The 21,666-nt window shown below is 69.1% G+C and carries 20 protein-coding genes; 18 read left to right on the forward strand and 2 right to left on the reverse strand.

What is annotated here, in order from left to right:
- From NXI30_03775 to NXI30_03800, 6 genes are all read left to right on the forward strand, one after another.
- Positions 1 to 773, forward strand: a 773-nt coding sequence (locus NXI30_03775) for a flagellin (protein ID MCR9093315.1), incomplete at its 5' end; no start/stop codon positions are given.
- A 190-nt stretch (positions 774 to 963) separates the two neighbouring features.
- On the forward strand, positions 964 to 1,338 hold the full coding sequence (gene fliS, locus NXI30_03780) for a flagellar export chaperone FliS (GenBank protein ID MCR9093316.1): 375 nt from the start codon (positions 964 to 966) through the stop codon (positions 1,336 to 1,338).
- Between the two features lie 208 nt (positions 1,339 to 1,546).
- On the forward strand, positions 1,547 to 2,581 hold the full coding sequence (gene pseB, locus NXI30_03785) for a UDP-N-acetylglucosamine 4,6-dehydratase (inverting) (GenBank protein ID MCR9093317.1): 1,035 nt from the start codon (positions 1,547 to 1,549) through the stop codon (positions 2,579 to 2,581).
- A complete protein-coding gene (locus NXI30_03790) occupies positions 2,578 to 3,741 on the forward strand; it encodes a DegT/DnrJ/EryC1/StrS aminotransferase family protein (protein MCR9093318.1) in 1,164 nt (387 codons plus the stop codon). Before pseB ends, NXI30_03790 begins: the two co-directional genes overlap by 4 nt.
- Positions 3,738 to 6,047: a hypothetical protein gene (locus NXI30_03795; protein MCR9093319.1), complete on the forward strand. Its 2,310-nt coding sequence runs from the start codon at positions 3,738 to 3,740 to the stop codon at positions 6,045 to 6,047. Before NXI30_03790 ends, NXI30_03795 begins: the two co-directional genes overlap by 4 nt.
- Positions 6,025 to 8,013 (forward strand): DUF115 domain-containing protein, encoded by a 1,989-nt coding sequence (locus NXI30_03800; protein ID MCR9093320.1) that lies wholly within the window; start codon positions 6,025 to 6,027, stop codon positions 8,011 to 8,013. The genes NXI30_03795 and NXI30_03800 overlap by 23 nt, the downstream gene beginning before the upstream one ends.
- Before the next feature lie 69 nt (positions 8,014 to 8,082).
- On the opposite strand, the gene NXI30_03805 is transcribed toward NXI30_03800, so the two are convergent.
- Positions 8,083 to 9,180, reverse strand: a complete 1,098-nt coding sequence (locus NXI30_03805) for a hypothetical protein (protein ID MCR9093321.1) — start codon at positions 9,178 to 9,180, stop codon at positions 8,083 to 8,085.
- A complete protein-coding gene (locus tag NXI30_03810; protein ID MCR9093322.1) occupies positions 9,177 to 10,118 on the reverse strand; it encodes an N-acetylneuraminate synthase family protein in 942 nt (313 codons plus the stop codon). Before NXI30_03810 ends, NXI30_03805 begins: the two co-directional genes overlap by 4 nt.
- A gap of 216 nt (positions 10,119 to 10,334) precedes the next feature.
- Here NXI30_03810 and NXI30_03815 point away from each other — a divergent pair, with 216 nt between their 5' ends.
- From NXI30_03815 to fliF, 12 genes are all read left to right on the forward strand, one after another.
- Positions 10,335 to 10,958: a hypothetical protein gene (locus NXI30_03815; GenBank protein ID MCR9093323.1), complete on the forward strand. Its 624-nt coding sequence runs from the start codon at positions 10,335 to 10,337 to the stop codon at positions 10,956 to 10,958.
- Positions 10,959 to 11,077: 119 nt separating this feature from the next.
- Positions 11,078 to 12,604 (forward strand): flagellar filament capping protein FliD, encoded by a 1,527-nt coding sequence (fliD, locus tag NXI30_03820; protein MCR9093324.1) that lies wholly within the window; start codon positions 11,078 to 11,080, stop codon positions 12,602 to 12,604.
- Entirely contained in the window at positions 12,601 to 12,984 is a 384-nt protein-coding gene (locus tag NXI30_03825) for a hypothetical protein (protein MCR9093325.1), read from the forward strand. The genes fliD and NXI30_03825 overlap by 4 nt, the downstream gene beginning before the upstream one ends.
- A gap of 232 nt (positions 12,985 to 13,216) precedes the next feature.
- A complete protein-coding gene (locus NXI30_03830; protein MCR9093326.1) occupies positions 13,217 to 13,609 on the forward strand; it encodes a hypothetical protein in 393 nt (130 codons plus the stop codon).
- 235 nt (positions 13,610 to 13,844) lie between these two features.
- Positions 13,845 to 14,540 (forward strand): hypothetical protein, encoded by a 696-nt coding sequence (locus tag NXI30_03835; GenBank protein ID MCR9093327.1) that lies wholly within the window; start codon positions 13,845 to 13,847, stop codon positions 14,538 to 14,540.
- Entirely contained in the window at positions 14,537 to 16,582 is a 2,046-nt protein-coding gene (locus tag NXI30_03840) for a hypothetical protein (protein ID MCR9093328.1), read from the forward strand. Before NXI30_03835 ends, NXI30_03840 begins: the two co-directional genes overlap by 4 nt.
- A 22-nt stretch (positions 16,583 to 16,604) precedes the next feature.
- Complete coding sequence (locus NXI30_03845) at positions 16,605 to 17,339, forward strand: hypothetical protein (GenBank protein ID MCR9093329.1); 735 nt, start codon at positions 16,605 to 16,607, stop codon at positions 17,337 to 17,339.
- Positions 17,336 to 18,568 carry a sigma 54-interacting transcriptional regulator gene (locus NXI30_03850; GenBank protein MCR9093330.1) on the forward strand — a complete coding sequence of 411 codons (1,233 nt, stop codon included), beginning with the start codon at positions 17,336 to 17,338 and terminating at the stop codon, positions 18,566 to 18,568. Before NXI30_03845 ends, NXI30_03850 begins: the two co-directional genes overlap by 4 nt.
- Positions 18,569 to 18,818: 250 nt before the next feature.
- Complete coding sequence (flgB, locus tag NXI30_03855) at positions 18,819 to 19,199, forward strand: flagellar basal body rod protein FlgB (GenBank protein ID MCR9093331.1); 381 nt, start codon at positions 18,819 to 18,821, stop codon at positions 19,197 to 19,199.
- 35 nt (positions 19,200 to 19,234) lie between these two features.
- Positions 19,235 to 19,660 (forward strand): flagellar basal body rod protein FlgC, encoded by a 426-nt coding sequence (gene flgC, locus NXI30_03860; GenBank protein ID MCR9093332.1) that lies wholly within the window; start codon positions 19,235 to 19,237, stop codon positions 19,658 to 19,660.
- 3 nt (positions 19,661 to 19,663) lie between these two features.
- The gene (locus NXI30_03865; GenBank protein MCR9093333.1) at positions 19,664 to 19,969 is read left to right on the forward strand and encodes a flagellar hook-basal body complex protein FliE; all 306 of its coding nucleotides are present in this window, start codon (positions 19,664 to 19,666) and stop codon (positions 19,967 to 19,969) included.
- An 8-nt stretch (positions 19,970 to 19,977) separates the two neighbouring features.
- Positions 19,978 to 21,660 carry a flagellar basal-body MS-ring/collar protein FliF gene (gene fliF, locus NXI30_03870; protein MCR9093334.1) on the forward strand — a complete coding sequence of 561 codons (1,683 nt, stop codon included), beginning with the start codon at positions 19,978 to 19,980 and terminating at the stop codon, positions 21,658 to 21,660.
- The last annotated feature ends 6 nt before the right edge of the window (positions 21,661 to 21,666 follow it).

A 21,666-nucleotide genomic window follows, 5' to 3' on the forward strand; every position in this document is an offset into this window, starting at 1 on the left:
CCGGGAATCTCCAGAAGAGCCTTCAGCGCTTGTCGTCCGGTCTCCGCATCACGCGGGCGGCGGACGACGCAGCAGGCCTCGCGATCTCGGAAGGGTTCCGAGCCGACATCCGCTCGATCGGTCAGGCCCAGCGGAACGCCAACGACGGCATCTCGCTGCTGCAGGTCGGTGAAGGCGCGCTGAACGAGGTGAGCTCGATCCTGATCCGTCAGCGCGAGCTGGCAATCCAGGCGGCCAACGGCACGCTCGGCAGCAGCGAGCGGACGACCCTGGACAACGAGTTCCAGGACCTGGTCTCGGAGATCGATCGGATCGCGGCGGTGACCTCGTTCAACGGGACCAGCATCCTGGAGTCCGGCGCGTCGACGACGTTCCAGATCGGCGTCGATGCGACGGCCGACGACCGGATCACGGTCAGCGCGGTGGACGGTCGAGCTTCGTCGATCGGTCTGCTTCGGAGCACGGGAAACTACGGTGGCATCACCACGGTGGAGAGTGCTCAGAACACGCTCGGCCTGATCGACGCGGCGATCTCGAACGTCGCTTCGCTTCGGGCGAGCTTCGGTACGGTGCAGAATCGGCTCGAGTCGTCGATCCGGTCGCTGGCGGTCGCGCAGGAGAACACGTCGGCCGCGGAATCGCGGATCCGCGACGTGGACTTCGCGAGCGAGACGGCGGAGCTGACCCGGAACCAGGTGCTCCAGCAGGCGGGCATCTCGGTCCTGGCGCAGGCCAACGTCTCCACCCAGAGCGCGCTCTCGCTCCTCGGCTAGTCCGCCGTTCGATCGACGCGCCGCCGTCTTCCCGATTCGAGAAGGCGGCGGCGCGTGGATCGTGCCGGTTCTTCGAAGAGTTCCGCTACAGACAGAGCGGGAGTCCACCGACACGGTGCACAGGGAGCGCGACCGCTCCACTTGGACGTCGTAGAGAGAAGGGAATCGTTTGGGCGCTCGATATCGTGAGATGGAGATCAAAACGGCGACTCCCGAGATGGTCATCGTCAAGCTCTATGAGGGAGCGATCCGATTCCTCGGGCAGGCGAAGACTTGCCAGGCGGAAGGCAACGTCTCCGGACGAGCCACGGCGATCGCGAAGGCCCTGGCCATCGTGGGCGAGCTCCAGCAAAGCCTGAACCTCGAGGAGGGCGGTGAGATCGCTCGAAACCTCGATTCTCTCTACTTCTACGTGACGGATCGGCTTCTCGAAGCCAACGTGCGCGGCACGGCACAACCCCTGGATGAAGCCTCGGGTGTTCTCTCTACGCTGAACGAAGCGTGGGTCGAGATCTCGAAGCGGCCTGCTCCCGCCGCCAGCGGAAGTGCCGAGGCGTCCGCTTAGCGGTTCGCACGCTCGGGGGCGGATCGGACGTTCGTTTCGATCCCGCGTTGAAACCCCCGATTGCAGCCTGAAAGGCTGCCCGGCAGAATCTGCCGCCTAACGTCCACAGCTTGCGCGAGAGCTGCGTTTCGTTGGCATCGTCCTTGCTCTTGTCTCCGGCGTGGCATGGACGAAAGCGCGGCCCGCGCTCGAGGGCAACGACAAGCAGATTCTCGGCTCGGCGCCGAAGATCCTGGTGACCGGGGGCACTGGCTCCTTCGGACAGGCCTTCGTACGCCGGATCCTCGCTTCGACGCCGGATTGCACGATTCGCGTCTACAGCCGGGACGAACTCAAACAGTACGACATGGCGGCGAGCCTGGGCCACGATCCCCGGGTTCGCTTCTTTCTCGGTGACGTCCGGGATCGTGATCGGCTGGAACGTGCGATGCACGGCATCGATCTCGTGGTGCACGCGGCGGCGCTCAAGCACGTCCCGATCTGCGAGTTCAATCCCGCCGAGGCGGTCAAGACCAACATCCTGGGTTCCCAGAACGTGGTCGACGCCGCGATCGATGCGGGGGTGCGCCGGACCGTCGCGCTCTCGACGGACAAGGCCGTCAATCCCGTGAATCTCTATGGGGCGACGAAGCTCTGCGCAGAGAAGCTCTTCGTGCACGGCAACGTGTACGCCGGCTCGCGGGACATCCAGTTCGCCTGCGTCCGCTACGGGAACGTGATGGGGAGCCGCGGCAGCGTCATCCCGCTCTTCCAGAAGCAGGCGCCGACGGGTGTCCTGACCCTGACCGACCGTCGGATGACGCGCTTCTGGCTCTCCCTCGACTCCGCCGTCGATCTCGTCCTCCACGCGGTCGGCGAGATGCAGGGCGGCGAGATCTTCGTGCCGAAGATTCCGAGCATGCGAATCGTCGACCTCGCCCGCGCGATCGCGCCCACGGCGTGCATCGAGGAGGTGGGGCGTCGCCCCGGCGAGAAGCTCCACGAAGTGCTCCTCACCGCCGAGGAGTCGCGCAACACGACGGACTGCGGGCGTCACTACGTGGTGCGCCCGGACTCGGGCTCCGTACCCGAGCCGACCGTAGCGGGGCGCGCCCTCCTGGATGGCTTCGCCTACTCGAGCGATGCGAACGACGACTGGATGAGCGTGTCGGATCTGCGTGCCTTCGTCGCCGACCAGTCGACCGCTGGTGCGCCGGGACCGGCGCGCCCGAACGGCGCCGCGGCGGTCCAGGAGACGCCGTGATTCCGTACTGCCAGCACGAGATCCGGGACGCCGATGAAGAGGCCGTCTCGAAGGTGCTGGGTTCTTCGAGGTTGACCCAGGGGCCCGCGGTCGCAGGCTTCGAGCGATCGCTCTGCGATCGGATCGGGGCCGCGCATGCGGTCGCCGTATCGAGTGGCACGTCCGCACTCCAGGTGGCGCTCGCAGCCCTCGGCGTCGGCGCAGGTGACGAGGTGATCGTTCCCTCGCTGACCTTTCTGGCGACCGCGAACGCGGTGCTGCTGAATGGAGCGACGCCCGTCTTCGCGGACATCGATCCAGAGACGTTGATGCTCGACCCGGAGGACGTCGCGCGTCGTGCCGGACCACGGACGCGCGGCGCGATTCTTGTCCACTACGCGGGGCATGCGGGAGACGTGGGTGCGTTGCGTGCCGCGCTCGGGCCGGGACGCTTCGTGATCGAGGACGCTTGCCACGCGCTCGGCGCGGAGGATCACGGAGAGCCGATCGGCACCCGATCCGAGCTCGCCTGCTTCTCGTTCCATCCCGCCAAGCACATCACGACCGGGGAGGGCGGGGCGATCCTCACGCGTCGCGACGATCTGGCCGCCGCCTGCGTTCGCTTGCGCGAGCACGGGGTCGAACGGAGACCGCAGGCCCACCGCGGCCTCGGCCTCCCCGAAGCGCTTCGCGCGGAGGAGACCGGAACCTGGGTCTACGAGATGCACGCGCTCTCGGCGAACCACCGTCTACCGGACCTGGGCGCGGCGCTCGGAACGAGCCAGCTCTCGAGGCTCGACGACAACCTGGCCCGGCGGCGTGAGATCGCGGATCGCTACCGGGGAGCCCTGGAAGCGGACGCGCGGATTCGTCTCCTGTCGGAGCGGCCCCAGACGCGATCGGCGTGGCATCTCTATCCGATCCGTCTTCGCGAAGGGGAGCGCGCGTCGATCCATGCGCGAATGCACGAAGACGGGGTCGGGGTCCAGGTCCACTACATCCCGATCCACCTCCAGCCCTGGTACCGGGAACGATTCGGAACGCGGTGGGGCGACCTGCCGGCGACCGAGGCGGCGTACCTGAACCTGCTGTCGATGCCGATGTTCCCGACCTTGTCGCGAAGCGACCAGGACCGATCGATCGAGGCGCTCCTTCGCGCGCTGGAGAGCACGTCGGGATGAAGCCGCTCCGTCTCTTCACGGCCTTCCACGGAAACCTCGATTTCTCGGCGCTGCCCGAGGCGGATCGACCGTTCGTCCTGGCGCGATGCTACTGGCCGCTTCTCCGGCTCCCGGAAGAGCTCGGGATCCCGATCGGATTCGAGCTGAGCGCGCGCACCCTGGAGATCCTCGAGAGCGAGGATCCGGACTGGGTCAAGCGATTCCTGCGGCTCTCGGAGAGCGGGTTGATCGAGCCGATCGCTTCCGGGCGCGCGCAGATCGTGGGTCCCCTCGCGCCGACGGAGATCAATCGACTCAACCTCAAGCTCGGAGCGGAGCGCTACGAGCAGATCCTCGGGAAGACCCCGCGGACCTGGCTGGTGAACGAGCAGACCTGGTCCGACGGACTCGCGCCGCTCTACCACGAGGCCGGCGCCGAGCGTCTCGTCATGGAGTGGAACAACCCGGCCGCGCGCCGGAGGGAACTCCGGCCGCTGCGCTGCCGGCCGGCCCGCCTCCGCGTCGCCGAAGAGCGAGGGCCGGTCCTGCTCTGGAACGACTCGATCGTCTTCCAGAAGGTGCAGCGCGTCGCCCATGGCGAGATTCCGGAGCAGGACCTCCGTGACTACGTCGAGCGCCTGCGATCGGGCGGCGGGGCGGTTGCGCTCTGTCTGTACGGGGGCGACGTCGAGATCTTCGACTACCGGCCCTCGCGTCGCCTGCCTGGAGGCGATTCGGGGCTGGAGATGGAACGACTGCTCGCGCTCTTCGAGCATTTCGCCGGGCAAGAGGGCTACGAGTTCGTGCTGCCCGGAGACGTCCCGGAGCCGGGGAGCGAGCTCGATCCCGTCGCGCTCGGGTCCGCGGAGGACCCGCTGCCCTGCAAGAAGCAGCCTCGGTACAACCCGACCCGGTGGGCCGTCTCCGGTCGCGATGGGCTCGGGATGAACACGCGTTGCGAAGCGCTCCTGCGGAGCGAGCGCGTCGTTCGACGGCTCTCCGCCGATCGGCGCGGTAGCGTGTCGGGGCGAGATCTCGTCGACCTCTGGCGCAGCGACTTCCGCACCCGCGCGACGGAAGAGAAGATCCGAAGCTTCGAGTCCGGTATCGGACTCGCGCAGGCCAGGAGTGACGAGCGACTCGGGAAGCTCGTGCCGCCGTTGGCAGAGGGCGAAGACATCGTCGTGATGCATCCGGGCACGCGTGCCTGGCAGGGGTCGCCCGTCGAGATTCCGCTGCGCTTCCCGCCGGGCCGACATTTCAACGCGAGCGTCGTGGTCCGGGACGGACCGCCCCTCGCGGGCGCCGATCACCAGATCGACGTGCTCTCCCGCCATCGCGACGGGAGTCTTCGTGAGGCGACCCTCGTCGTCTCGCCCAGGCTCGAGTCCGGTGAGCGGTGGGGGTTGGCCGTGGTCTCGAACGACGAAGGTCCTTCGCCGGACGAGGTCGAACCCGACGTCTACGAGATCGCGACCGAATCGGTTCGAGCGAGCTTCGTCGCCCACCGCGGTGGGGCGATCGAGGGCCTGGTCTTTCCGGAGCTCGGCGACGAACCGCTGCTCGGGACGATTCCGCACGGCTACTTCGACGCGATCGAGTACACGCCGGACTTCTACAGTGGACACATCGTCGCGCTGACCGAGCACGCGGAGAAGAAGACGGATCTCTCGCCTGTGAGTCTCACCTACCGACGGCAGAGCTCGGGACCGGTCCGCGTCGAGCTCGAAGCCTGCTTCGAGTCGACCTTCGGTCCCTGGCGCAAGCGCTATCGGATCTATCGAGGCTGCTCGCGGGTCGACATCATCCACGATCTCTCCTTCCACGACGCGCGTCTCGCGAGCCTTCGCCTCGGGACGATCACCCTTCGGCCGAGCGCCTGGGATCGGTCGAGCCTGCGATACGGGACCGTCAACGGGGGGGCGGGCATCGAGTGGCGGAGCCTGCCCGAAGGCGCTCGGATCAGGCAGTCGGAGGCGGTCTCCGCTTCCGTGACCGCGACCTCGTGCCTCGGCGCGACCGAGGGCTGGGTGGCCATCGCGGACCAGGCCCGCGGGCTGCTCGTCAGCACGGACCGGGGTCGCGCCGCCGTCGTGCCGCAGCTCGACTTCGAGGAGGTCGACGGCGAGTTCTTCCTTCGGCTCGGTCACACCGCGGCGGAGTGTGACGAGACCCGCGCGAGCTTCCTGCGCGGTCGACTCTCGTTCGGCTTCGCCATCGAGGCCTTCGATCCGAGCGACGGCGCGGTGATCGAGCAGGCCCGAACGCGGCAGCAGGGACTCATCTATCGAACGGAGCACGACGTTGGAATCACGAGCGGTCTTTGATCGAAACCTGGCGGCGCTCCGAAAGCGCAGCATCGACCTCGCGGAGGCCCTCGCAGAGGCGTCGACGGACGCGATCGTCGAGGAGACCGGACCGCGGGGGGCGCGGGTCTTCGTCCAGGAGGGCGTGCGGCTCGGCTCGGCCTACGACCCGGTCCAGGAGGGCGCTCAGATCGCCGAGCAGATGGCGGACGAGCCTGCGGACGTCATGGTCGCCGTCGGCTTCGGAATGGGCGAACAGTTCGCGCCCTATCTCGAGCGGAATCCCGCGACGCTGATCATCTACGAACCGTCGCTCCCTCGTCTGAAGGCGGCGCTCCACCGCATCTCCATCGCCGACCTGGTCACGAACCACCGGGACCTCTACTTCGCGCACGACCGCGTATCGCTCACGCGCTTCCTCACGGCACGCTACTCGCCGGGGCTGCGGATGCGGGTCTTCCCGCATCCGGCGGTGCTAAGGCTCGATTCCGCCGCCGTCGCGGAAGCGGTGAAGGCGACGCGCGACGCGAAGGAGGTCGTCGACGTCCAGCGCCTCACGTCGATCGAGATGCTTCTCCCCTGGGCGAACGTGACCGCCCGAAACGGCCGGCGGATCGCGGAGACCCCGCAGTTCGGCGTGCTCCACGATGCCTTTGCGGGCAAGCCCGCGGTGATCGTGGCGGCGGGCCCGTCCCTCGACAAGCAGCTCGATCTCCTGAGGGAGGCCCGCGACCGCGTGGTCGTGATCGGCATCGGCCAGACGACCCGCGCGTTGCGTCAGGCGGGGATCGTGCCGGACTTCGTCCACGTGCTCGAGAGCCGCGACGTGAGTCATCAGCTGACCGACGCCGGAGACACGAGCGACCTGATCGTCGCTCCCTCTGCCGACGCGGATCCCGCGATCTTCGACGTGCCGAGCCGCGCGAAGTTCACCGTGACCTCCGCCGGCGGGGCGCTCGGCGTCTGGATCGCCGAGGCGACCGGAGAGCAGCACTTCTCCATCGGCGGTGGCACCGTCGCCCAGGGCGCGGTCGGTATGGCGATGATGCTCGGCTGCAATCCGATCTCGCTGATCGGGCAGGATCTCGCTTTTTCGAACGGGCGTGCCTACGCCAAGGGGACGGCCTACGACTTCATCGAGATTACGGAGAAGGGGAATGGGAAGTTCCGATTCGACGGCATGAACGAGAAGGCCGCAATCCTGAATGAACGCGTGCCCCATCCCGAGAACGGGGGTCTGGCGGATCAGCGACTCGTCTGGGTCGACGGCTGGCAGGAAGGCGAGAAGGTCCCGACGAGAAACGCCTACGCTTCTTTCCTCGAACAGTACCGAGAGATCGGCCTCGGCTTCCGAGCACGAGGGATCTCCTTGATCAACTGCACGGAGGGCGGCGCCCGAATCCCCGAGATCGAACATCGAACCTTTCGTTCATTCGTAGACGAGTTCGCGACGGAGCCCCTGGGCGCGCGCCAGCGTATTCTCGAGATCCATGATTCGGTGCCGCGTTGGGGCCTCGCCGACTACGCGGACGCGCTCTCCGACGCCCGTAAGCTGCTCGACAAGCTGGACGAGGAAGCGAAGAAGGGGGCCCGGTTCGCGAAGCGTGCCGAGGATCGTCTCGTCGCTGCGCGGAACGACCAGCAACGGGTGGAGGTCCTGCGACGTCTGGCACGGCACGAGAAGCGGGTGCGGACCCGGCTCGATCGCGCGCCCTGGCTCGACATGTTCGTTCAGCCCGAGATCTACAACGCGATCACGGCGGTTCGACGAACGGAGCGCCAGGATCCGACCGACGAGGAACTCGTCAGGGAGTCCATCTACCTCTTCGAGGCAGCGCGCAAGGGCATCGCCCGTGCGCGGGATTGGTTCGAGCTCTTCGAGGCGTCGTTCGAGGTCGAGACGCCGTCCGCGGGCGCGGGACGAGCGCCTTCGACGAAGGCGCCCACGCCGATCGCGGGAGGCCCGGCCGCTTCGCCGCCGGCCTGACGTCCTCGCTCGGCGCGGAGCGAGCGCTTCGGAAATGGCGCGGGAATTCTGCGCGTCGGGCGCGTCGATTCAACCCGGCGGGGTCGTCGCCTCGTGGTGGCGCAGGCGGGGCCAGGGAGCGCGGAGGGCGAGCTCGGTCTCGATGCGCGCGAAGATTCTCGTGACACCCTCTCCGTCGCCGAGGGCGTCCCGCGCCCGCGCAGCGCTCGTGGTCCGCCACGTCTCGTCGCGCAAGGCGTCGACGATGTGAACCGAGATCGCCGTCGGGTTCAAGCGACGCGCGGCCGCCAGCGCGCGGCCGAAGCCGCGCGAGGCGAGGTCCCGTGCCGCGCCCCGATCGTGGTCGTGGTGGGGGATCGTCAGGAACGGGGTCGCGTGCCAGGCGAGCTCGGTCACCGAAGTTCCGAAGCCGACGATCGCGAGGAGCGCCGACCGCATGCGATCCGCCATTCCGAACGCGTCGAGACCCCGATGGACCCGGCAGCCCGCGGCCTCGAGAATGGACGCGTCGCGGTCCGCCGGATCCTCGAAGGAGGGGCCGAAGACGACGTCGACCTGGAGCGCGCGGAGCCCCGACCCGGCTCGAGCGAGTGCCCGGACGGCGTCGCGGGCGGCGAGACCGACCACCGGGCCGGCCCGGTGCGGATCCGATCCGCCCAGGGTGACGAGAAGGGAATGCCTCTCGTCGGACGGGGAGGTCGCGTGCGCGCGGTGGGCGTCCGAGAGGATTGCGTAGCGCGGCCCGGAGAGGAGCGCGAAGCCCTGCGCGTCCGTCGCGCCGGAGGTCTCGCAGCGACCGTGGTGGAGGCCGGGCAGCACGCGCCAGCCGCGCGGGCTCGCGGACGTGATCGCGTAGGGGCGTTCGTCGTCGATCAGGATCGGGCGCACGCCGAGGCCGGCGAGGTGTTCGAGCAGGGTGCCCTTGTCGTACGGCGCGTCGAGCGAGACGAGCGGCGCGAAGCGATCGGAAGCCGGGTCGAAGGGCCGGGCTTCGAACCCGCTCGTCTCGAGCCAGACCCGGTGCGCGACGGCGTCGCCGTCGACGAGTCCGCGGACGGACCAGCCGCGCCGGGCGGCCTCGCGCGCGAGTCGCGCCGATCGGACGACGTGTCCGAGTCCGAGCTCCCGCCCGCCACTCGCGACGAAGTCGATCGGCAGCGCGCTCATCGGGTCAGCGGCGACCAGGTATGGCGGAGCGGACGCAGAGGGCGGAGCCCGTCCGAGGGGTCGGCCCGCCAGGACCGCTCCTCGCTCTCGACGTTCGCCGGCTCCTTTCGTGCCTGTCCCTCGGCCCGGAAGCCGGTCTGGACCCGCTCGATCGTTTCCTGGATGTCGTAGGGGAGCCAGCAATGACCGCTCTCGAACTCGTCGCCCTCGCCCTCGAGGTCGAGGTGGAATTCGATCATCGTGGTCGGATGCGCGTGGGCCGCGCGGAACATCACGCCCGGGTCGACCGTGTGATCCGACCAGCCCGCCCGGATCGAGACGCCGTCGAAGACGGCGTCGAGGGCAGCGAGGCTGTCGATCGCGGCGAGGTTCGCCTCCGCCGCCGGGGCCGGGTAGCCCGACACGCAGTGGAGGAGGGTGAGGTCGCGCCCGCCCGCACGTTCGATCACACGGGCGGCGTGGGCGACCTCGTCGAGGGTCGCCATCCCGGTGGAGAGCACGAGGGGCAGGCCCGTGCGTGCGCAGGCTTCGAGCAGATCGTCCCAGAGAAGCTCGTAGGACGCGATCTTGAGGAAGTCGACGAAGGGGGACAGCGCGGTGACCGCGTCGAGATAGAAGGGCGTGCATCCGAAGGCGACGCCCCGTTCCCGACATCGGTGGGCGATCGGCGCCAGGAAACGTTCCGGGAGCTCCCAACGCCGGCGGGCGCGATGGGTCGCGCTCTGGCGGAGGATCTCCGGCGCAAAGAGCTCGTCGATCCGGAAGAGCTGGAACTTCACCCCGTCGCAGCCGATCTCGGCCGCACGGTCGACGAAGCGCAGGGCACGCTCGAGGTCGCACTGATGGTTGCTCGACACCTCGGCGACGAACCGGGGCGCGGTGGAGAGCGGGCTCGGGTCGGCAGAATCGTCCGTCCGGGTGTTTCGATCTGAATGCATGGATTTCATCTCGCAATCGGGTTTCGGCTTCGAGCGCGTTCTGGACGCGCGCGGAGAAGACTCCCCTGCGTAGTGCAAGGCGTGTACCGGGATCAGGAACGATCTCGCGCGCGCAGGAGCTGCGATCGTCCGAGCCGGTGCGCTTGGCATCGGGATTGCTGTTTCGAGTGCTAGGACCCGCGGCTGCACGCCGGCGGGTCGGGAGGCACCGAAGCGATGGACCTGATTCTCAATGGCGAACCGCAGCGACTCGACACGTCCGAGTGCGCGAACCTCGCGGAGCTCGTCACGATGGCCGAGACCGTGTCGACGAGCGGCGAGGCGTCGGTCGTCGTCGCGGTGGAGGTCGACGGGGAGGCGCTCTCGCCCGAGGCGCTCTCGGGCCTCGAACAGCATTCCCTCGACGGCGTCGGCCGGGTCGAGATCCTGCGCCGACCGACCCGGGCCGTGGCACGTTCCGTCCTCGAGCAGGGCGCGGACTATTGCGGACAGGTCCAGTCGGCGATCGGCCAGTGCGTGGTCCACTTCCGAAGCGGCCGAAGCGACCTCGGCAACGAGCTCTTCGCGGACGTGACGGATTCGCTCACGGTCCTCACGAGTATCGCCAACTCGGTCGCCTCCATCCTCGACGAGGCGGCCCAGTCCCTCGCCGACGTCCAGCGCGAGATCTACCCCTGGCTCGAAGCGCTGGTGGAGGCGCAGACGGATGCGGATCCGCTCCGGATCGCCGACCTCCTCGAGTACGAGATCACCCCCCGCATCGGCAACTGGAGCGTCGTCATGCGCGCAGCGGCTGCAAGCGTCGACCCGACCGAGGGGGATGCCCCGCTTTCGAGTTGAAACGCGCGGTGCCCAGGCCTCATCCGGTCGCGGCGGAGCACCGATAGCGGACGCTGGGATGCTTGCTTCCGGGCGCGCGCCGATGATTCGTCGCGCTTCGCCCTGATGGGGTTCATGTCATGGCAACAGGCTTGATCGGTCGCCCGACCTTCGGTGGCCTCGCCAGCGGTCTCGATACGAACGCGCTCCTCTCGGGGCTGCTCGAGATCGAGCGGATTCCCCTGAACCGACTGCAGTCGCGTCGGTCGGAGATCCAGACGCAGCGCAATCTCATGCGCGAGCTCAACAGCAAGCTCGTCACCCTGAGCGACGCTGCGAAGGCGCTCGACAACCGCAACGACACGGGCTCCGCGAACTCGGCCAGCGAAGAGTTCCTCCGCTACAGCGGAAGCTCGTCCAACGAGAACGTCGTCACGGTCAGCGCCGGATCCGGCGCCTCGCCCGGAGACATCGATGTCCTGGTCCAGGAGCTCGCGACGGGATCTCGGCGGTTCTCGACGGCCTACACGGACCCGGATGCGATCGCTCTGGCCGAAGGCACCGCGATCACGATCGCGCTCCCGAATGGTGATCCGGACGCGATCCCCGAGGTGGAGCCCACGGTGATCACGGTGACGGGCGGCGAGGGCGGCACGAGCCTCCAGAACCTCCGCGACCAGATCAACACCTCCGCGGACAACGGCAGCACGGTCCGTGCGGACGTCCTGCAGGTCTCGGACAGCGAGTTCCGCCTCGTGCTGACGTCCACGGGAACGGGAGACTCGAACAATCTGTTCGTGTCCGGTGCCCTCGCGATCGATCCAGCCCTCTCGAGCGATGCGACGAACGCGACGGTCCAGATCTTCGGTCAGACGATCGAGCGCGAGACGAACTTCATCGACGACGTGCTCACGGGCGTCACGCTCGAGCTCGTCGGCCCGGCCGAACTCGACGATGACGACGTACCCCAGTCCGAGACGTTGACGATCGGGGTCGACGTCGAAGAGATCGCGACCGGAATCGAGTCGTTCATCACCGCCTACAACGACGTCGTTTCGTTCATCGATCAGCAGTTCTCGTACAACGAGACGACGAAGACGTCGGGACCGCTCGCGGGCGATTCGACGCTCCGGGGCGTCCAGTCCCGCCTCCGCGACATGGTGAGTCGGGGATACGCCTTCGAGGCCAATCCGAACAACCCCTTCGCGCCGAGCGGAGAAGGCGCGCTCGGTGGCTCCATTACGGGAATCGGGATCACCCTCGAGAGCGGCGGACGGCTGTCCCTCGATCAGGAGAAGCTGGAGGAAGCGCTCGCGCGCGATGCGTTGTCGGTCGCCCAGTTCTTCCGCGGGAACGTTCGTTCGACGCCGGCGAACCAGGATCAGATCGATCTGGATCCCACGATCACCCCCGATCTCTACGACGAGGGCTTCGCTCAGCTCTTCGCGCAGGAGCTCGAAGGGCTCGTTCGCTCCGGCGACGGAACACTCGCGGAGCGCGAAGAGGCCTTCGAACGGAGAATCAGGACCTTCGACGACTCCATCGAGCGCTTCGAGGCGCGTCTCTCACAGCGCGAGGAGAGCCTGGTGCTCCGCTTCAGTGAGCTCGAGCGGATCGTCGCCGGGCTGCAGAATCAACAGGGCTTCCTGTCGAGCATCCCGGCATGACGCGCGAATCGAACGAACCGGACGCGACGAGCGCGGACGCGGCGGCCCTCGAGCTGCTGGCGGCGACCGAAGCGATCCATGCGGCGCTCCTCGGTGATGGGGAGATCGACGGAATCGGCGACGCCTATGATCGGCGCGAGCGCGCTTTCGAGTCGCTCCATGCTCGGATCGAGGACGAGGAGCCGCCGAAGCTCGGCCCCGCGGCGCGCGCCGCGATCCAGCGCGTGCGCGTCCTCGACGAGGCCATCCTCGAGGTCGGCTTCGCGGAGGCGACCGCGATCCGAGACGAGCGGCAGTCGTTGCGTAGGCGCCGCTCCGCGATCCAGGCTCACGCGGCCCGTGAACGCGAACAGCCGCGGGTGGTGACCGTCAAGGTCTGACACGTCGGCCCGTCCTCGGGACGGCGGCGTCGTGGGATCCGACGGACCCCGGGATTCCACTCAAGTCGGATCTTTTTCGCGACGATGTGAGGCCATGGACCCACGGTGGCTCCGCTGCCGGTGTCCTGCGCATCTCCGGGTGCGCTCTCGATGGAGACGCTGAGGGGTGTCTCCGCGAACCGGATCGCGTGGGCGTCTCGCGCCCGCCGTCGCGACCGCGCGGGATGACCTCATGTCCGAAGAAGCCGAGCCCAACGGGACGATCGTCGTGGTGGATCCCGATAGCGCTTCGCGCAACGATGCCGAAGACCTCGAGGACGAATTCGATCGCCAGGTGATCGCGATGGACTCGATGGACTTCGACACCGAGGCCTCCGAGGACGTCCTCGAGGCGTCCGTCTACATCATCTGCTGGAACCTCGGTATCCGCGCCGGCGCCGATCTGATCGAGGAAGTGCGGTCGAACCCTCGCCTCGCGGACAAGAAGATCCTCGTCGCGCTCGACGAGCCGACGCGGACCAAGGCCCGGTGGGCGATGATGCTCGGCGCCGATGCGATCTGCTCACTTCCGTACGATCCGGAAGAGGTGGGCGCGCGGCTCGAAGCCCTCGAGCAGGCCGCCTGACACGCGCGACGCCGTCGATCCAGAGGTCGGCAGAATCTGCCGCGAGGCGGTTTCGATTCGCGAGCCCCCGATTCGTTCTGAAACGCGCGCCCCCGCTCTCGCAGCGGAGAGGGCGCCGCCAGCTGGCACGACCCTTGCGATCTCTCCGGGGCGTGGACGTGGACCGGTGCGCCAGGCATCGGCCGCGACCCGCCTGGACGTCGATCCGACGTCCGAATCGGGGGGATGCATCGGAATGTGGGGGCGCACCAGCGAACGGGGCGATCTCGGCGACGGGGCCGGAGAGCGCGCGGCGAAGCCGAGTGGCGACTTCGCGTCGGGGCGCCGCGCCTACTACCGCGTCGAAGGCATCCTGCCCATCCGCCTGACGCCCCTCGCGCCCGAGGAGGTCGACGCCGCCCTCTTCGATCTCTCGATGCCGGATCCGCTGTGCGCCCCGGTCGGGGAGGGCGAGGAGGACACGCCGCTCATGGCCCGGCTCCGGCGCATCGAGGAGAAGCTCGATCTGCTGCTCGGGGTCGCCCCGATCGACGTGCCCCGACAGCTGAGCGGACGGGATCGTCGACCCCTCGTCTTCTCGGGGAGCGGTCTCGCCGTGGAGATCGACGGGACCTACGCGTCGGGCGACGCCTACCGCGTCGAGATCCTGCTGCCGCCCCCCTATGCGCGGACCCTACGCGCGGTCGGCTACGCGGCGCGCGACGGACGGCCGGAGGTCGGACCCGACACACGGCAGCCGCTTCCGCTCGCGTTGACGCACATGGACGACGAAGATCGCGATGCCCTCGTCGCGTACAGCTACGACCTCCAGCGCTTCGCGCTTCGCGCGCGGACCGAAGGTGCCGGACGACGTGCGGGAGAGACGAAGCGCCTCACGGTCGTTCGCGGTCCGCACGGACCTGCGGAAATCCCGGGAGGGCCCTTCGCATGAAGCGCCGATGGCGGACGATGCTCGGGCTGCTCCTGTCGGTCGCTTTCGCGAGTCCCGTCGCCGCCGCCGACGGCCTGCTGCCGAGTCCCTATGACATCCTGCGCGACCGGGGACTCGATACACCGCTTCTCGACGCCGTGCCCTACTGCGTCCCGCCCGGCCTCGATCCGGCGGTGGAGCCCGTCCTCGATCAGGCTGCGGCCGGGGAGTGGCGCGAAGCGCGGGAGGTCCTGGCCGACTGGGTGGTGGGGCTCGACGCGCCGGGGCTCGAGCTGGTCGCGCTCGACGCGGTGCTCGCGAGCCGGCAGGCCGAGGATCGAGCGGACCGGCTCGAGGTGGAAGACCACCTGCGCGCGATCCTGCGACGCTCGGACACCGACCGCGTGGAGCTCTGCATGCGGCTCGAGCTCGCGCGGATCCTGCTCACGATGGATCGTGATTCCGAGGCGGCGGCGCAGCTGACCCGCGCGAGCCGACGACTCGACGAGCAGACGAGCGCCAGCCGTCATACCGAGGAGATCGCCTTCTGGCGGGCGGAGATCCTCTATCGACGCGGAAGCGCCTTCGATGCGCATCTCGCCTACCGGAAGCTGAGTCGATCGAAGGATGCGCGGCTCGCGCTGGCGTCCCGTCTTCGCCTCACGGATCTCTCCTTCGACTCGGGGAAGATCGAGAAGGTGAGCGACGAGTACGAAGCGCTGCTGCCACGCGCCTCGGCCTATGGTGCCTCGGTCGCGGGCTGGGCCCGACGGGCGGCGGAAGCGGCCCTGGATGCCGGTGAGCACGGAAGGGCCCTGCGCTGGCTCGAGCGATTCCTCGAGAGCGGGCCGGACCGCAACGCGCGGGATGTCGTCGAGGTGCGCCTCGCCGATCTCGACGTCGTGTACGACGATCCGTTGCTTGCGAGAAAACGCCTTTCCGGTGTCTCCAACCGGCAGCGGTCGGATCCGCTGGGTGCGCTGGCGTCCGTTCGGGCCATCGATCTCGGCGTCGCGCCCGGCTCGCCGGATCAGCGTCTCGACGCGCTCCTTCGCACGCTCCGCGACCAGCGAGATGGCGTTCGGCGCTATGCGCTCGGGGTGCTCATGCGAGAGCTCCGGCATCGCGGTGACCTCGACGGCGCCCTGGCCGTGGCAACGCGGCTCGCCTACGAAGGCATCGACCCCGTCGTCACGCCGGACTACGCCGAGGGCCTCGACGCCATCCTGGCGGAGCTCGTCCGTCGACGGGTCGGCGGCGGGGACTGCAGCGAGCTCGTTCGCGCCCTCGGCGGTCGCTACGGGATCCTGATCGAGCGCGCCTCCCAGCCCGAGGCCTTCGCCCGGGTCGGGGAGTGCTTCGAAGAGATGGAGCTGCCCTGGCTCGCGGCGACGCTCTACCGAACGATCACGCGTCGCTTCGGAACCGCGGGGGCGGAACGGATCGCGCTCCCCCTGGCGCGCGCGTCCCTCTCCGTCGGCGAGATCACGCTCGCGCGGCGCGTCGCCAGTGCGGCTCTCGAGGAGCCGGACGACTCGGCGCACGAATGGCTTGCGATCCTCGCGGAGGCGGACTTCATCGAGGGGCGCTTCGCGGAGTCCGCCGAGGGCATCCGGAAGATTCTCGACCAGCCGGACCTCCGTCGGGACCGCGGACGGCTCGTCCGTCTCCTCGCGCTGACCCTCGAGGCCAGCGGAAGTCGGAGCGACGCGCGTTTCGTCGGAGAACGGGTTCCGGGTTGGCTGGCCGAGGGCGATGTCGCGCCCGGCGCCCGGGCTGCGCTGATCGAGGCGGCGATCCTGGCCGCCCACGCCCATCGCAAGGCCGGACGGTCGAAGGAGGCGCAGCCTCTCTACCGCGTCGTCGACACCCACGCGGAAGCCGGGGCCCTGCGCTCGTCCGCGCGATTCTGGCTCGGGCTCGACGGTGCAGTCGACGGCGAGGGCGCACCGGCCTGGGGCGAGGACCCGAACGTCGCGCTCGGACCACCCTGGGCGCGCTACGCCACCTTCGAAGAGCGCGTCGGCCCTCTGTGGAAGGCCTACGGCCGGAGCGTCCAGTGATCGCACCGGGAAAGGCGCCCTCGTGAGGCCGACGACGAGACACGCGAACGAAGACTGCGCGCCGTCGGCGCGGACTACGCTCACGCAGGCCCTCGCGAGTGAGAGCCGCGGTGCCCTCGCGCGCGTCGAGCTCGCCGCGAGCGAGCTCGAACGAAGCGGGCTCGCGCCTGCGCTCGCCGCGCGGGTCTCGACGATTCGTGCGGCCGTCGCCGAGCTCGATGGCCTGCTCGGCAAGATCGATCTCCTTTCCGACCCCGAGCGCGTGCCGGCCGTCGCGAAGATCGACTTCGCGCGCGTCGCGAGTGCCGTCGTCGAACGACTCCGACCGGGCCTGCGGGCACGCGGGGTCGAGGTCGTCTGGGGTGGGCCGGAAGAACACGCGGAGGGGCTCGAGGTCGCGGTACCGCGGCCCACCGTCGAGCTCCTCAGTGTCGGTCTCGTACGTCTCGTCGTGGGGGCCGTGGCGCCCCAGGGCGGGGCGGACGATCTCGGGACCGCTCCCGGCACCGTCGTTCTCGCCGCGACGCGAAGGGGCGACGACGTCTGTCTCGTCGCGCGGTGTGAGAGAAAAGAAGCCTCTCCGCGATTCGATCGGACGGCGCGGCTCGAGCTCGAGGTCGTGTTGGCGGAGTGGTCGGGGGCCTTCCTGGTCGGGGACGACGTCCGTCGGGTCGAGGTGGGGTTCGCGCTGCCGGCCAGCGGCGGCGATGCAATCGATACCATCGACGGCGGCGCGTCGGAGCGCGGTTCGATATGAGGCTCGGTCTGGACTTCGATGGAGACGTCCTCGCGGGCCGCTCGCCGCGGGTGGGACTCGTGGTGGCTCATCCGGGGTGGAGACGGGATCTCGAACGGGCGTTCGTCTCGGCCGGCTGCCGGGTCGTCGAGCTCGGGCACGCGGAGGCCCTCCGGTGCCGAACGGGAATCGACGTTCTCGTGAGCGATGCCGAGGCCGCACCGCGAGTCCTGGGGATCGACCGGTCCGTGAAGGACCGCCTCGCGGTGTGGGCCCCGGTGGACGACGGGACGCCGAGCGCGTCGTCCGCGGAGGCGTGGGAGCTGCTTCCGATGCCCTTCTCGGTCGCCGATCTCGAGCGGAGCCTCGAACGGGTGCTCGTTCCGGCGCGCGCCGCCGTCGGCGTCCTCGACCCCGTGCTGGTCTCTCGCGATCCCGGTGTCGAGGCGACGCTCCTGCGCGCTCGCCGACTCGCCGAGCGCGATCTCGATCTCGTCGTCGAAGGGGAGCTCGGTGTGGGCCGGCGGGCGCTCGCGCGAGCGACCCACGATTGGAGCCCGCGAGCGGGCGGCCCCTTCGTTCCCCTCGACCGCGTCGAGCTCGCGGCCGCCGAAGCCGGTGAGGCGGTCGACCTGATCGAGCAGGCCTGGTCGGAAGTGGGCGAGGGGACGCTCCTCGCGATCGAGCCGTCCGAGTGGACCACGCCCGCGCAACGCGCACTCGCCAGCATGCTTCGGCGCGGGAAGGGCGCGCGCGTCGTCACGATCGTCTCGCAGCCGCTGGACGCCGCCGTCGATCGAGGTCGTCTCGCACGGGAGCTGGCGGATCGGCTGGACGTCTCGCGCGTCCGGTTGCCCGCGCTGCGAGCCCGTCCTGCGGATCATCGAGCGCTCTGCGAGGCGATCGCCCGACGGGTCGCGCGGCGGCTGGGGTGCGAGACGCCGATCCTCGACGACGCGACGATCACGGCCTGGGCGGAGGAGGGCTTCCCCGGGAACCTGCTCGGGATCGAGAGTCGCGTGCGCGCGGCGATGCTCCAGGAAGAGGTCGCCGCGGCGGTGCCGGGGCCTGCGTTGGCGGTCCGGCGTCACGTCGACGAGACCGAGTCGCTCGATCTCAAGCGACTCGAACGCGACACGATCGTCCGGGCCCTCGCCCATTGGCAGGGCAATCGGACCCGTGCATCCGAGTCGCTCGGGATCAGCGTGCGGACGCTGCGGAACAAGATCCGCGAATACGGCCTGCGCTAGTCGCGCGAGGGACCGTCGCCGACGCGGCCCGGCAGATTCTGCCGCCCTCCGGACGGTGTGGTTTTTCAACCTGCACGGTCCCCCCGGTTCCGCCTTCTCGCCTGCAATCCGCCGCCCGAGCTTCGCCCTGCGAAACGCCCGTGAGGCGCGCCTGGCTCGTTTTCGAAGGTGGCACGGCGCTTGCTCTCTCGGTGTGTGGATGCACGGGCTTTCGATCCGAAGGCCGCCACGTGGGACGAGAGGGAAGAAGATGCCGAGTTTCGGGCCGGAAGCGATGAACGCGCTGCAGACCGCCATGCGCTTCCGCATCAAGCGGGAGAGCCTGATCGCGGGCAACATCGCGAACGCCGACACGCCGGGCTACCGCCGGCGCGACATCTCCTTCGACGGCGTCCTCTCCTCGACCCGGTCGCGCATGGAACGCACCCACCCGGGCCACATGGCTCCGGGCGGGACGTCCTCGAACCCGACGGTCGAGCTCGGCCCCCGCGGCACGCGCCCCGACAAGAACGGCGTCGACCTCGACCAGGAGCTCGTGACCGCCCACCGCAACGCGGGCGCCTTCATCGACCAGGCGAACGTGCTCGCCCGTCTCTCCACCCTCGTCCGCACGGCCATCGGCCAGTCCTGAGCGCGGCTCCCAAGGCGCCAGGCAGGAAGGGAAGCATGGACTTCAAGGACATCACCGACATCGCGACGGCCGGCCTTCGCGCGCAGCGCGCGCGGATGACCGTGACCGCGAGCAACATCGCGAACGCTCAGACCACGCGGACCGACCAGGGCGGCCCCTACCGCCGTCGCGACCCGGTCTTCTCCGCGGAGCGCGTGGCCAAGCACTTCGCCTCGCGCCTCGAGCAGAAGCTGCGCTCCGTCGAGGTGACGAAGATCGCCGAGGATCCGCGCGATCCGGTGACCCGGTATCTGCCGCATCACCCGGATGCGAACGAAGACGGGTACGTCGAGTTCCCCAACGTGAACCTGATCGAGGAGCAGGCGAACCTCGTGAGCTCCAGCCGGAGCTTCCAGGCGAATCTGCTCGTGATGTCGAAGGTGCGCAGCATGGCCGAAGCGCTCATGCGGATCGGTCAGTAGCGCATGGACCAGGTGCTCATCGATCGCATCCGCGAGGCGGCGCCTTCCCTCGAGGACCCGCACGGGACGCGGGCCGGCAAGTCCGAGGCGGCCGGCAGCCGCTTCGCCGACCTCGTCGGCGGTCTCGTCGAGGAAGTCAACGCGAAGCAGAACGAGGCGGCCGCGAACGCCGAAGGACTCGCCAAGGGCGAGACCGGAATCATGGAGACCGTCGTCTCCCTCAACGAAGCCGACCTCTCGCTGCGCATGATGATGCAGCTGCGAGACCGCGCGCTCGATGCCTACCAGCGCATCCTGCGGACCATCTGAGGTAAGCCGTGCCCGAGTGGCTTCAGAACTTCTTCAACCAATTCGGCGCGCTCTCGCCGGCGCGGCAGGCGACCCTCGTGGTCACTGCGGTCGGATCGCTCGCCTTCTTCGGCTGGCTCGCGAACGGCGCCCAGCAGGCCGACTACCGCGTTCTCTATCGTGGGCTCGAAGACGCCGAGATCGCCCAGGTCATCGACGGCCTCACGGCCGAGCGGATCGAGCACCGCCTGGGCGAGGGCGGCACGGCGATTCTCGTGCCTTCCACACGAGTCCACGAGGCGCGCATGCGCATCGCCAGCCGCGGGCTGCCTTCGGGCTCGTCGCCGGGCTTCGAGATCTTCGACCAGGGCAAGTTCGGCGTGACCGACTTCGTCCAGAAGGTCAACTACCACCGCGCGCTCCAGGGCGAGCTCGCCCGGACGATCGAGCAGGTCGAAGGCGTCGAGAAGGCGCGCGTCCAGCTCGCGATCCCGGAACGACGCACGCTCCTGCGCAAGGACGACCGCCGGACGACGGCGTCGATCGTGACGCGTCTGCGTGCGGGCTGGGACCTCGACGCGTCCCAGGTTCGCGGCATCGTCCATCTCGTGGCTTCCAGCGTGGAGGGCCTCGACGTCTCGCAGGTCACCCTCGTCGACAACCACGGCCGACTGCTCGCCCCGCAGGCGGACATGGACTTCGCGGGTCGAGGCGGCGGTCCGGCCCTCGGCGCGGAGCGCCGGCTCGAGACCCAGCTCGAGGAGCAGATCGAGTCCATTCTCGGACGCACCGTCGGCCTCGGCCGTGTCGTCGCCAAGGTTTCCGCCGAGCTCGACTGGACGCAGACCGAGCAGACGCAGGAGCTCTACGACCCGGACGGGCAGGTCGCGCGCAGCACCCAGGTCGACAGCGAGAGCAACAGTGATTCGGTCCGGGAGGGCGGAGTCGCCGGGATCGCCGCCAACACGCCGGACGTCGAGCCCGCCGAAGGTCCCCTGGCGACCGGAAGTGCGTCGACGCGGACCTCCGAGACGGTGAACTACGAGATCTCGAAGACGGTGAGCCGTTCGGTGCTGCCGAGTGGTCGCGTGGAGCGACTCTCGATCGCCGTGCTGGTCGATGGCAAGCCCGTGACCGCGGCGCCCGCGGAGGGTGCCGGCGAGGGCGAGGAGACGGAGGCCTTCACGCCCTGGAGCGCGGAGGAGCTCGTCGAGTTCGAGGAGCTCGCTAAGCGTGCGGTCGGCTTCGACGTCCAGCGCGGGGACGAGATCAGCGTCATCAACTCCCCCTTCATCCAGATCGAAACCGAAGGCGAGCCCGTCGGCTTCCTCACGCCGGACGTGATGATTCTCGTGAACTCGCTGCTCCAAGCGACGGCGCTGCTGCTGGGTCTCTTCCTCTTCTCGCGACTCTTCGTTCGTCCCCTCGCAGCGGCAGTCGGCGGGGGAGACACCGCTGCGATCGAGAGCCTGCGCGAGGAAGTCGCCGAACGGATCGCCGCGGTCCAGGTCGAGCGAGCCCAGCCGCTGGTCGGGCCGGACGGAGAGCCCATCGCGATTCCCGACGGCATGACCATCGACGACATGGAGATTCCCGGTCTCGTCGAACAGAGCGACGAGATGACGCTGCAGCAGCAGGTGGATCGGCTCGCCCAGCTTCGCGCGGACGACTCGGTCCGCACGATCCGCGGCTGGATGGCGACGGGAGGCTGATCGACG

Source organism: bacterium (assembly GCA_024742285.1).
GTDB lineage: Bacteria > Myxococcota_A > UBA9160 > UBA9160 > UBA4427 > UBA4427.